The 11,768-nt window shown below is 67.0% G+C and carries 12 protein-coding genes and 1 pseudogene; 8 read left to right on the plus strand and 5 right to left on the minus strand.

Going from position 1 to position 11,768, the window contains the following annotated elements; all coding sequences use genetic code 11:
• Positions 1-31: 31 nt before the first annotated feature.
• Positions 32-1,474 carry a short-chain fatty acid transporter gene (locus DVK03_RS00490; RefSeq protein WP_115801973.1) on the minus strand — a complete coding sequence of 481 codons (1,443 nt, stop codon included), beginning with the start codon at positions 1,472-1,474 and terminating at the stop codon, positions 32-34.
• 182 nt (positions 1,475-1,656) lie between these two features.
• On the opposite strand from DVK03_RS00490, the gene DVK03_RS00495 reads away from it, so the two are divergent.
• Entirely contained in the window at positions 1,657-2,256 is a 600-nt protein-coding gene (locus DVK03_RS00495; protein ID WP_049896172.1) for a hypothetical protein, read from the plus strand.
• A gap of 145 nt (positions 2,257-2,401) precedes the next feature.
• Here the strand turns inward: DVK03_RS00495 and DVK03_RS00500 are convergent, their stop codons facing one another.
• Positions 2,402-2,671 carry a hypothetical protein gene (locus DVK03_RS00500; protein WP_115801974.1) on the minus strand — a complete coding sequence of 90 codons (270 nt, stop codon included), beginning with the start codon at positions 2,669-2,671 and terminating at the stop codon, positions 2,402-2,404.
• An 88-nt stretch (positions 2,672-2,759) separates the two neighbouring features.
• Here DVK03_RS00500 and uvrB point away from each other — a divergent pair, with 88 nt between their 5' ends.
• From uvrB to DVK03_RS00525, 5 genes and pseudogenes are all read left to right on the plus strand, one after another.
• Entirely contained in the window at positions 2,760-4,856 is a 2,097-nt protein-coding gene (gene uvrB / locus DVK03_RS00505; RefSeq protein WP_115801975.1) for an excinuclease ABC subunit UvrB, read from the plus strand.
• A 6-nt stretch (positions 4,857-4,862) separates the two neighbouring features.
• Positions 4,863-5,281: pseudogene (locus DVK03_RS00510) on the plus strand (NUDIX hydrolase).
• A 199-nt stretch (positions 5,282-5,480) separates the two neighbouring features.
• Positions 5,481-5,675, plus strand: a complete 195-nt coding sequence (locus DVK03_RS00515) for a hypothetical protein (protein ID WP_008605979.1) — start codon at positions 5,481-5,483, stop codon at positions 5,673-5,675.
• A 14-nt stretch (positions 5,676-5,689) separates the two neighbouring features.
• The gene (locus DVK03_RS00520) at positions 5,690-6,772 is read left to right on the plus strand and encodes a sulfite exporter TauE/SafE family protein (RefSeq protein WP_004065846.1); all 1,083 of its coding nucleotides are present in this window, start codon (positions 5,690-5,692) and stop codon (positions 6,770-6,772) included.
• A gap of 69 nt (positions 6,773-6,841) precedes the next feature.
• Entirely contained in the window at positions 6,842-7,282 is a 441-nt protein-coding gene (locus DVK03_RS00525; protein WP_004065845.1) for a universal stress protein, read from the plus strand.
• 27 nt (positions 7,283-7,309) lie between these two features.
• Here the strand turns inward: DVK03_RS00525 and DVK03_RS00530 are convergent, their stop codons facing one another.
• On the minus strand, positions 7,310-7,804 hold the full coding sequence (locus DVK03_RS00530) for an acyl-CoA thioesterase (protein ID WP_004045032.1): 495 nt from the start codon (positions 7,802-7,804) through the stop codon (positions 7,310-7,312).
• Positions 7,805-8,255: 451 nt separating this feature from the next.
• Positions 8,256-9,461, minus strand: coding sequence for an SPFH domain-containing protein (locus DVK03_RS00535; RefSeq protein ID WP_004065844.1), 1,206 nt, complete (start codon positions 9,459-9,461; stop codon positions 8,256-8,258).
• A gap of 100 nt (positions 9,462-9,561) precedes the next feature.
• Here DVK03_RS00535 and DVK03_RS00540 point away from each other — a divergent pair, with 100 nt between their 5' ends.
• Together DVK03_RS00540 and DVK03_RS00545 are read left to right on the plus strand one after the other, a co-directional pair.
• On the plus strand, positions 9,562-9,756 hold the full coding sequence (locus DVK03_RS00540) for a hypothetical protein (protein WP_004045037.1): 195 nt from the start codon (positions 9,562-9,564) through the stop codon (positions 9,754-9,756).
• Between the two features lie 53 nt (positions 9,757-9,809).
• Positions 9,810-10,307 (plus strand): 2'-5' RNA ligase family protein, encoded by a 498-nt coding sequence (locus DVK03_RS00545; RefSeq protein ID WP_115801976.1) that lies wholly within the window; start codon positions 9,810-9,812, stop codon positions 10,305-10,307.
• Between the two features lie 53 nt (positions 10,308-10,360).
• Here DVK03_RS00545 and DVK03_RS00550 read toward each other — a convergent pair whose 3' ends face one another.
• A complete protein-coding gene (locus DVK03_RS00550) occupies positions 10,361-11,737 on the minus strand; it encodes a cytochrome P450 (protein ID WP_115801977.1) in 1,377 nt (458 codons plus the stop codon).
• Positions 11,738-11,768: the final 31 nt, after the last annotated feature.

Genomic DNA, 11,768 nt, shown 5'->3' on the forward strand with positions numbered 1-11,768 from the left:
TCGAAACCGACCGTACGGTTCTTTTTGCGGCTTACATCGGGAGGACGCTGATGCCGACAGCGACGATGACGCCCGCGCCGAGAAGCACCATCACGCAGTAGCCCATGATGTCGCGGACCGACAGGCCGCTGATGGAGAGCAGCGGGATGGCCCAGAAGGGCTGAATCATGTTGGTCCACGCGTCGCCCCACGAGGCGGCGACGGCGACCCGCGGGATGGACTCGCTGGACGCCTTCGCGGCCGTGACGAGCGTCTCGCCGATGACCGCCCACTCGCCCCCGCCGGAGGGGACGAAGAAGTTCACGAGGCCGGCGGTGAAGAAGGCGAACGCCGGGAGCGTCCCGTCGGGCGCGACGGCGACCATGCCCTGTGCGATTTGCGTGGCGAGGCTGACCGAGCCCTCCGGCGCGTAGGCCATGATGCCCATGATGCCGGCGTAGAAGGGGAACTGGAGGATGATGCCCCAGACGTTCTCGACGGCCTCGACGATGGCCTCGATGTACGCCTTGGGCGTCCCGTGGAACAGCAGGCCGAGAAAGAGGAAGCCGAAGTTGACGATGTTCAGGTTGAGGTTGTTCCACGGCATCGTCCCGTTCTGGATGCCCTCGACGAAGTACAGGGCGACCGCGAGCAGGCCGACGAGGCCGATTGCCACGCCGATGCCGAGCGAGTGCTCGATGCGCGTCGCGAGCGAGGCGTCATCGGGGACGGTCGTGGAGGCCCATCCGCCCGTCGCCTGCTCGCCGCCGTCGGTCGCCGCCTCGAACTCCGCGGGGTCGATGGGCGTCTTCTTCGTCTCGTCGGTCGGGTACATGAGCGCGAACAGCGCCGGCAGGAAGAGGAAGCCGACCGCGACGACCAACACGAGGTTGGCGACCGTGAAGATGGTCCCGCCGGTGCCGAACGTCGCGTCGAGGATGCCCGCTTCGATGAGGAAGTTCCCCTCGGTGTTCAACAGAAGCGGAATCGACCCCGCGAGACCGCCGTGCCAGACGACGAAGCCGGAGTACGCGCCGGCGACGACGATGGGGAAGTCGATGCCGCGCATCTCGGTCGCTATCTTCCGGGCGAAAAGCGCCCCGACGACGAGGCCGAGACCCCAGTGGACGAACGACGCCGCGGCGGCGACGACCGGAACCATCGCGGCCGCGCCGCGCTCGGTGCTCGGGACGCCCGCGAGTCGCGTCAGGAGCCGGTCTACCGGCTTCGTCTGCGCGAGCGCGTAGCCCGTCATCAGGATGAGCGTCATCTGCATCCCGAACGAAAGCAGGTTCCAGAAGCCGCCGTACCAGCCGTCGACGAGGAGGTTTCCGGCGTGTCCGACGATGCCGACCCCCTCGGCCGGCGCGACCGACACCAGCGCCAGCACGAACGCCACTCCGGTCAGGATGATGGCGAACAGGAACGCGTCGGGGAGGTACTGTTCGACCAGTTTCGAACTGCGCTCCGCCGCCTGCCTGATAGCGTTTGTCATAGTCCGGATTACTTCATGATAATACAATATATAATGTTTAATATTCGGACGAGTTCGGATCGGTCAAATGTCACGAATCGGCGGCTCGTCGGCCCTCCCCGGTCGTCCCCCGTCCGTCGCGGACTCGCGCCGGACTCGCCGCCGCCGATGGGTACAAACCCGAGACGGACATACGGAACCGTATGACCGAACTCCTCGATACCCTCCGCGACGACCACGAGACGCCGCTTTCCCGACTCGGTTCCTCGAAGGCGCTGTACGCCGTCACCGGCGGCGAGATGGACGGCGACGCGGTCCGCGCGGCCGCCGCCGCCGAGGCCGCCGCCGCCGCCGACCTGTTCGACTGGTGGGCCGACGACGAACCGAACGACGAGGCCGCCGCGCTGTTTTCGGACCTCGCGGACACCGCCCGCGACCACGCCGAGGCCGTCGGCGCGGAACCCGACGGCTCGAAGCCGAACGTCTACGACGTGCTCGCCGAGTTCGAGACGACCGACGGCCGCCTCGGCGGCGCGCTCGCCCGCGCGCTCGTGTCGCTGAAGACCGTCGAGCAGATGGTCGGCTTCTTCGTCGGTGACGCGGACCCGATGGCCGCCAACGACTTCCGCACGCTCAAATCCGACCTCAACGACCAACTCGACACGCTCGAAGCCGCCGTCTCCGACCTCGTCGACGACGACGCCGTCGCCCGCGAGGCCGCCGACGCGGTGGTCGAAGCCGCCTACGACGAGTACGTCGAGACGCTCGAAGGCATGGGCGTCAAGCCGAAGAACGTCTGTTAAGCAATCACCTGTTTCCGCGCCGGGGCCGCCGTTGGCGACCCGCTCGGCGTGAAAATCCGTTTTCGTTCACCGCGCGCCGACAGCACCGACGCGCGGCGTATGTGAGTGAGTTCCAGTAGAAACGAGGGGGTATGTCCGCCGGTCGTCAGACGCCGGGGACGCCCTTGCGGTATTCGAGGACCTCGCTTCGGGCCTCGCGGACCGTCTCGGCCGCGTCGCCGTCGAGGGCCTCGGCGAGGTCGTGAAGGACCGTCATGTGCCGGGCGAGTCGCCCGTGGTCCGGCCCCTGCTCGCGCGTCGCCAGCGTCGCCAGCTGGTCGGACTGTTCGTAGAGTCGCTCCTGTACGTCGCCCTCGGTCGCCTCGGCGGCGTCCTTGAGCAGGTTGCTCGCGCGTTCGAGTTCGGCTCTCGTCATACGGGAACGTTCGATAGCCCGCCCCAAAACCGTTCCTCCGGCGACAAGCACCGCCTCGCTCAAGTACGCCGCGACCCAAGGACGGGCAATGAGCGAGTCCGGTCCCCTGTCCGCCGACAGACCCGACGCAGACCGCGAATTCCGCGTCGACGCCCCCTTCGACCCCGCGGGCGACCAACCCGAGGCAATCGAGGCGCTGGCCCGCGGCTTCCGCGAGGGTGCCGACGTACAGACCCTGCTCGGTGTCACCGGCTCCGGCAAGACCAACACCGTCTCGTGGGTGGTCGAGGAGATTCAGAAGCCGACGCTCGTCCTCGCGCACAACAAGACGCTCGCCGCCCAGTTGTACGAGGAGTTCAAGGGCCTCTTTCCCGACAACGCGGTCGAGTACTTCGTCTCCTACTACGACTACTACCAGCCCGAGGCGTACATCGAACAGACCGACACCTACATCGACAAGGACATGTCGATAAACGAGGAAATCGACCGGCTCCGCCACTCCGCGACCCGGTCGCTTCTCACCCGCGACGACGTCATCGTCGTCGCCTCGGTGTCGGCCATCTACGGCCTCGGTGACCCGAAAAACTACACCGACATGTCCCTCCGGCTGGAGGTCGGCCAGGGGATGGACCGCGACGAACTGCTCCGCGCCCTCGTCGACCTCAACTACGAGCGCAACGACGTGGACTTCCGGCAGGGAACGTTCCGCGTCCGCGGCGACACCGTTGAGGTGTTCCCGATGTACGGCCGCTACGCCGTCCGCATCGAGTTCTGGGGCGACGAAATCGACCGCATGCTGAAGCTCGACCCGCTGGAGGGCGAGGTGAAGTCGTCGGAGCCGGCGGTGCTCGTCCACCCGGCGGAGCACTACTCCATCCCCGAAGAACAGCTCGAAGGCGCAATCTCGGAAATCGAGGAGCTGATGGAACAGCGGGTGAAGCACTTCCAGCGACAGGGCGACCTCGTGGCCGCCCAGCGCATCGAAGAGCGCACCACCTTCGACATCGAGATGCTCCGCGAGACGGGTCACTGCTCCGGCATCGAGAACTACTCGGTCCACCTCTCGGACCGCGAACCCGGCGACGCGCCCTACACGCTTCTGGACTACTTCCCCGACGACTTCCTCACCGTCATCGACGAGTCGCACGTCACGCTCCCGCAGATTAAGGGCCAGTACGCCGGCGACAAGTCCCGAAAGGACTCGCTTGTCGAAAACGGCTTCCGCCTGCCGACGGCCTACGACAACCGCCCGCTCACATTCGAGGAGTTCGAAGAGACCGTCGGGCAGACGCTTTTCGTCTCCGCGACGCCCGGCGACTACGAGCGCGAGCACTCCGACCAAATCGTCGAGCAAATCGTCCGGCCGACCCACCTCGTGGACCCGAAAGTCGAGGTGACGGAGGCGACCGGGCAGGTCGACGACCTGATGGCCCGCATCGACGAGCGCATCGACCGCGACGAGCGCGTGCTGGTCACGACGCTCACGAAGCGGATGGCCGAGGACCTCACCGAGTACCTCGAAGAGGCCGGCGTCGACGTGGCCTACATGCACGACGAGACCGACACGCTCGAACGCCACGAACTCATCCGGTCGCTCCGCCTCGGCGACATCGACGTACTCGTCGGCATCAACCTCCTCCGCGAGGGCCTCGACATCCCCGAAGTCTCCTTGGTCGCTATCCTCGACGCCGACCAGCAGGGGTTCCTGCGCTCCGAGACCACGCTCGTCCAGACGATGGGCCGCGCCGCCCGCAACGTCAACGGCGAGGTCGTGCTCTACGCCGACGAGATGACCGACGCGATGGAGGCCGCCATCTCCGAGACGCAGCGCCGCCGCCGCATCCAACAGGAGTTCAACGAGGAACACGGCTACACGCCGACGACCATCGAAAAGGAGGTCGGCGAGACGAACCTGCCGGGGAGCAAGACCGACACCCGCGGCGTCTCCGGCGACGAACCCGCCGACGCCGACGAGGCGGTCGAACAGATTGCCTTCCTCGAAGACCGGATGCAGGAGGCCGCCGACAACCTCGAGTTCGAACTCGCCGCCGACATCCGCGACCGCATCCAGACGCTCCGCCGCGAGTTCGACGTGGACGCGCTCGAAGACGGCGTCGCACCCGAGTACCCGGACGAACACGACGGCGACGGCGACGACGGCCTGACGCCGCCGGACGAGTTCTGACCGGCCGTGTCTCACTCCCCAACCCTGACGTTCGCGGCCGGCGGGCTTCTCCGCCGCGACGACGGCCGGTTCTGTCTCGTCCACCGGCCGCGCTACGACGACTGGTCGCTCCCGAAGGGGAAACTCGAACCCGGCGAGACGCTGGTCGAGACCGCCGTCAGAGAGGTCCGCGAGGAGACGAGATGCGAGGTCGATTGCGGCCGGTTCGCCGGCCGCTACGAGTACCGGTCCCCGACGACGCGGAGACACAGAGCGGGCCGAAGGGCGTGTTCGTCTGGCACATGCGCGTCGTCGACGAGCACCAGTTCGAGCCCGACGCCGAGGTGGACGCGCGCCAGTGGGTTACCCCGGTCGAAGCCCTCCAACGGCTCACCTACGAGACCGAACGGGCGCTGGTCAGACGGGCGTTCGAACTCAACGAGTGAGCGCAGATTTTGGATAGAAACACATGTTACTGGTTTTTCGACGCGCGTCGGTGTGTGGTCCGTACCCAAATCAGTGGGTCGACATCAAGACTTATTACTCCGACTTCGCTATGCCCGTTCCACCGTGATCCGCACCTCGGCGGACGAGCCTGCAACCCACTCCGTTCACCACGCCTACCCCAACGGAGGTATTACCTGAATGGTCCGCGGATTCGAGCACTCCGTGCTCGACAGTTCGGGCGACCACCGCACGCCGGTCCTCCCGGTGTGCGACGCGGTCGCATCCTCGGGAGACGGTGAACGCGCGCGGGTCGGTGCCGCTGATGACTCGGCAAACGGGCTGTTTTCGACGCGTCACTCCACGCGAGTGCACGCGGACGCTACTGCGAACTGACAACAACGAGAACCATGAGCTCTCAGTCTCTCAGTCACGTTCAGAAGTCGTTCCTGAAGTACCAACACATCCTCGTGTTCATCGCTCCCCTGCTGTTCCTCGTCTCGGTGTTCACCATGGCACCGACGCCGTCGGGTGCAGGCATGGAGTACTGGCTCCAGTACTGGTGGCTGTTCCCGGTGTTCCTCACCGGCGCGACCATCGTGAACACGGTCGGCATCAGCGGGTCGGCGCTCTTCGTCCCGTTCCTCATCTTCATCTTCCCCATCTTCGCGCACCCGCTCGACTCGTCGACGCTGGTCAAGGTGGGCCTCATCAGCGAGGCGTTCGGCCTCTCCAGTTCGGCCGTCGCCTTCATCCAGTACGGTCTCGTCGACCGGCGGCTGGCGCTGACGCTCGTCGGCGGGTCGATTCCGTTCGTCGTCGGCGGCGCGCTCCTGTCGTTCGTCATCCCCGACGTGGTGTTCCACGCGCTGCTCGGCATCGCGCTGCTCGCCGCGTCGTACCTGCTTTTCAACGCCGACCTCGGCCACGAGGACCACGGCTCGTCGGACTCCGACCACGCCGCGGCCACCGACGGCGGCGTCTCCGCGAGCCTCCCCAACGACCCCGGTAAGCTCGGCCCCGCGGGCGTCAACACGGCCGACGACGGCACCGTCACCCGCGTCGACCGCGACGGTGACGACTACACCTACACCCGCGGCGGCTACCTGCGTCGCTTCGCCAATTACAGCGTCGGCGGGATGTTCCAGGGCCTCGCCGGCTTCGGTATCGGTGAACTCGGCATCATCTCGATGCTCGGCACGAAAGTCCCCGTCCGCGTCGCCATCGGCACGAACCACATCGTGGTCGCGCTGACCGCCATCTTGGCGTCGCTCGTCCACGTCTTCGGCGGCGGCCTCGTCGGCGGCCACTCGCTGAGCCTCGCGACGACGCCGTGGAACATGGTCGTCTTCACCGTCCCCGCGACGGTCCTCGGCGGCCAAATCGCGCCCTACGTGTCGAACGCGCTGGAGACCAGCGTCATCAAGAACTTCGTCGGCGTCCTCTTCGCCGTCATCTCGCTGGCGCTGTTCCTGATGGCGCTGGGTATCTAACGACTCACGACCACCCGAACCACCCCCACTGGCACCACTTTCACAGTCCTCGATTCTGAACTCCCACCCATGTACGACCACATCCTGCTTCCGACCGACGGCAGCGACGCGACCGACGCGACCATCGAACACGCGGCGACCCTCGCGGAGACCTACGGCGCGACGGTCCACGTGCTGTCGGTGGCCGATTCGCGCAATCGCTTCGAGTCGCCCTCGGCCGGCATCGCGCCGGACGTGTGGGAAAAATCCGAACTCGACCGCGCGGAGTCGGCGGCCGACGCCGCAATCGAGGCGCTCCCCGAGGGCGTCGAGACCGAACGCATCGTCGTGGAGGGCGTGCCGCACTCGACTATCGTCGACTACGCCGCCGACGGCGACATCGACCTCGTCGTGATGGCGACCCACGGCCGCACCGGCCTCGACCACTACCTCGTCGGCTCCGTCACCGAGCGCGTCGTCCGGCAGTCGGACGCGCCGGTGTTGACCGTCCGCGCGGCGGACGAAGAATAAACACCCGCGGCTCGCTCGCGGGCCGCGTTACTCGAACTCTTCTGCCAGCGCGGCGCGGTGCTCGCGGCGCTTCTGGAGCGCCGCGTCGCGCAGTTCGCGCTCCTCTTGGGAGTCGCAGACGAGGTCCGGGACCGGAACCGGCTTCTCGTCGTCGTCGAGCGCGACGAAGGTGAAAAAGGAGGTGAGCGTCTCGCGGCGGTCGCCCTCGCTCGGGCGCTCGGCGGTCACGTCCACCTTGATGTCCATGCTGGTGCGACCGGTGTCGAAGACGTACGCCTCGACGGTCACCACGTCGCCCACGTCGATGGGCGCGAGGAAGTCCACGTGGTCCATCGACGCCGTGACCACCTGCCGCTCGGCGAAGCGCCGCCCGGCGATGGCCCCGCAGACGTCCATCCACTCTAAAATCCGCCCGCCGAGGGCGCGTCCGAGGTTGTTCGTGTCGTTGGGCATCAGAATCTCGCTCATCTCGGCGCGAGACGCCGACAACGACCGCGTCTCGACCGACGATTGCTGTTGCATGCCACACCGTCAGAGTCGGACGTGGTTAAATTATTCTACCTCTTGAAAAATAGAAATAAAGGCGATTAATCGCTCGGGTTGTCGATTGGTCGGTGAACGCCCCGCACGTTTCAACAACCTAGACAATTAATAGTGTTTATTGCGTATCGAATGGTGTCTGCGCGAACCGCAGACCGGTGGTGGGACGCCGACGCCCGTCTCTCGTCCGCGTTCGGGAGGACGTTCCCGGAGGGTTCCGACTCTCGTTCGACCGGACGGGCGGGAAATCAACCGCGACCCGAGAGTCGACGCACCGAGCCGCTCCCGTCTCACGTCCGCCTCGCGCCTCACCGAACCGCGACGGTCGGACGACGGGACTCGCGCCGGTCGCCCCCGCAGACCGGACACGACGCTGCACCGGCCCCCGGTGCGTCGGACGGGTCTCCGACTGATTCGCGCCTTCGATTTTCGCTCACTCGACGCGCTCAGCCTCGACGCCGCCGTCTTCGATTTCGATGTCGACCGCGTCCGCGGAGATATCGGCCGTCTCGACGCCGTCCAACTCCCCGAGTATCTCGCCGATGTCGTCGAGGCCGAGGAGTTCGCGGGTCTCCTCGTCGAACGCCTTGCTTTCGAGTCCCGCCGCCTGCTGTACGTCCGAGCCGGACAGCCCCTTGCCGTAGCGACCGAGCAGCGACGTGAGCTCCTGCGGCAGGACGTACGTCGTCGACGGCGAGGTGCCGATGTTCGCCAGCGTCTCCATGCCCTTGTCGATGATGGCGCGCTCGCCCATCGACTCCGCCGCGCGGGCCCGAAGCACCGTCGAGATGGCGTCGCCCTGCGCTTCGAGGATTTGAGACTGCTTTTCGCCCTGCGCGCGGATGATGTTCGACTGCTTGTCGCCCTCCGCCTTCTCGACGGCGGAGCGGCGCTCACCCTGCGCTTCGAGAATCATGGCGCGGCGGCGGCGCTCGGCGGAGGTCTGCTGTTCCATCGCGTTCTCGACGTCCTTCGAGGGCTTCACCTCGCGGACCTCGACGGACTCCACGCGGACGCCCCACTCGTCGGTCGGCTCGTCGAGTTCCCGGCGGATGCGCGCGTTGATGTGGTCGCGGCGCGCCAGCGTGTCGTCGAGTTCCATGTCGCCGAGGGCGGCTCGGAGCGTCGTCTGGGCGAGCAGCGAGACGGCCCGGCGGTAGTTGTCGACTTGCAGGAAGGCGCGTTCGGGGTCCATCACGCGGATGTAGACCACCGCGTCGGCCGTGACCGGCGAGTTGTCCTCCGTGATGGCTTCTTGGGAGGGCACGTCGAGCGTTTGGGTCCGCATGTCGAAGCGGTAGGTCTTCGAGACGAACGGCGGGACGACGTTCAGCCCCGGTTCGAGGATGCCCTTGTAGTCCCCGAACACGGTGAGCGTCCGCTTTTCGTACGCCTGCACGATTTCGACCGCGTCGTACACCGCGGCGACGGCGAGCGCGAGGACGACGTAGCCCGCGAGCGTCAGCGGCGTGACGGGGAAGACGACCACCGCGAGGCCGAAGACGACCACCGCGACCGCGAGGGGGGCGAGCCACCGCGGGAGTCGGCCGGGGTCGCTGTCGACCCGCTCCGCGCCCGACGACGAAGACGACGAGGAGGACGCCGAGAGCTTCCCGAGCTGGTAGAACAGGCTGTCCATGGTGGAGAGTGACACCGAGACGGAATAAAGCTAGCCGGCTACTCACCTACCCACTCACCCGGCCACCAACTATTTGTCCGCGAACGCCTCACGCCCCGGTATGCGAACGAACCGCGGCCGAATCGACGTGGAGGACCTGCTGAAAATCATCCTCCTGCTCGTCCTCGTCTGGCTCGTCCTCGAAATCATCGGCGAGGTGCTCGGGCTGTTCGGTGCGCTGCTCGGCCCGCTCCAGCCGCTTTTGGGACTCGTCGTCGCGGCGCTCATCGTCCTCTGGCTGCTCGACCGAATCTGACGTTCCCGCGGCGACGACGATACGCCTTTGTGTCTCTCGCGTGAGACACGGGCGTGTACAGTCTGAACGTCCCGGTTCCGGGGCGGGTCGCCCGCCTCGCGTCCGACCTGTTTCCGTACCTCGCCCCGTTCGACCGGGTTCGCGACCGGCACACGCTCGTCTGCAAGCGGTTCGAAGACGCCGACCTCGACCGCCTCCGCGAACAGTTGCGGCGCGCGCTCGCCGGCCAACCGGCGTTCGAAGCCCGCGTCACTGACATCCGATTCTTCGAGGAGCCGCCCCGCGGAGCCGCGCCGGTCGTCTACCTCGCGGTCGACAGCCCCGGCCTTCTCGACCTCCACCGGACGCTCACCGACGAGTTCGGCGCTATCGAGGGAATCGAGGGCGACGACTACGTCCCGCACGTCACGCTCGCTCGCGGCGGCAGCGTCGCGGACGCCCGCGCGGTCGCGAGCCAACCGCTCGACTCCATCGAGTGGACCGTCTCGCAGCTCGATATCTACAACTCGTCGTTCCGCGAGACCACGGCCTCGATTTCGCTCCCGGCCTGACGGCGAGGGTTCGACCGGCGTCGGCGGTGCGCCCGTGTCCGCTGGTCGCGCCGTCAGTCGCGCGTCCGGAGCCGCATCCCCATCGGCTCCTCCGGGTGCATCGTCAGCGACCCGCGGAGCGAAAACGGCTCGTCGCGGACGTAATCGAGTTCGTACCGCTGGGCGACGGTGCCGAGGATGAGCCGCCCTTCGAGCAGCGAGAGGTGCTTGCCGATGCAGTGGCGCGGCCCGCCGCCGAACGGGAAGTACGCGAAGCGCGGGCGGTCGCCGGCCCGCTCGGGTGCCCAGCGGTCCGGGTCGAACTCCAACGGGTCGTCCCACCAGCGCTCCGAGCGGTGGACGACCCACTGCGGGAGCATGATGGCCGACCCCGCGGGGACGCGGTAGCCGCCGAGGCGAACGTCCACCTTCGGCTCGCGGAACATGACGTACACCGGTGGATACAGCCGCATCGCCTCGTTCAGCACGCGCTCTGTGTACTCCAGTTTTCGCACGTCCTCGAACGTCGGCGTCCGCCCGCCGAGCACCTCGTCCAGTTCGCGGTGGAGCTTCGCCTCCGCCTCGGGGTGTTGCGAGAGCAGATACCACGCGTACGTCAGCGTCAGCGCCGTCGTGTCGTGGCCCGCGAGGAGCATCGTCATTAGCTCGTCGCGGAGGTTCTTCTCGGTCTGTTCGCCCTCGTCGTAGGCGCGGAGCAGAATCGAAAGCAGGTCCATCGGCCGCTCCTCGCCCGTCGCGTCGGCCGGCACCGACGACGCCGGCGTCTCGCCGTACTCGGTCCCGCGGCGCTCCTCGACGATGTCCCAGACGAGCGATTCGAGTTCGGACAGCGCCCGCTTGTACTCGCGGTTCTCCCGCGTCGGTGCCCAGTCGGGCGTCAGGAACCGAAGCGGGTCGGGTTCGAACCGCGCGCCGAGCGGTTCGAGGTTCTCCTGTACCCGCCGGATGCGCTCGTCGTCGAGGTCGGTGCCGAACATGGCGTCGACGATTATCTCGACGGTCAGCCGCGCCATCTCCAGTTGCACGTCCACTACGTCGCCGTCGCCCCACGACGACAGCATCGACTCCGTCCGGTCGGTCATCATGCCGGCCATCGTCGAGATGCGCCGCACGTCGAACGCCGGCTGGGCGAGCTGGCGCTGTCTCTTCCACGTCGCGCCCTCGCTCATCAGCAGGCCGTCGCCCAGCAGGTCGCCGATGGCGCGGTCTTGGAACTGCGGCTTTCTGAACTTCGACGCCTCGCTCACGAGCACCGTCTCTACGTCCGCCGGGTTCGTGAGCATGTACGTGTCCAGCGGGCCGAGGTCGAAGTGGACCACGTCGCCGTAGGCGTCCGCGACGGCCGTCAGGAACGTAAACGGGTCGCGGGCGTACTGTCTGCTCGCGCCGAACAACGGGAGGCCCTTCGGGCCGGGAGGGGTCGCACTCATCACCCTGTGTTGGTTCGAACAGGTAAGAATC

Source organism: Haloferax sp. Atlit-109R (assembly GCF_003665865.1).
In the GTDB taxonomy this organism is placed as follows: domain Archaea; phylum Halobacteriota; class Halobacteria; order Halobacteriales; family Haloferacaceae; genus Haloferax; species Haloferax volcanii.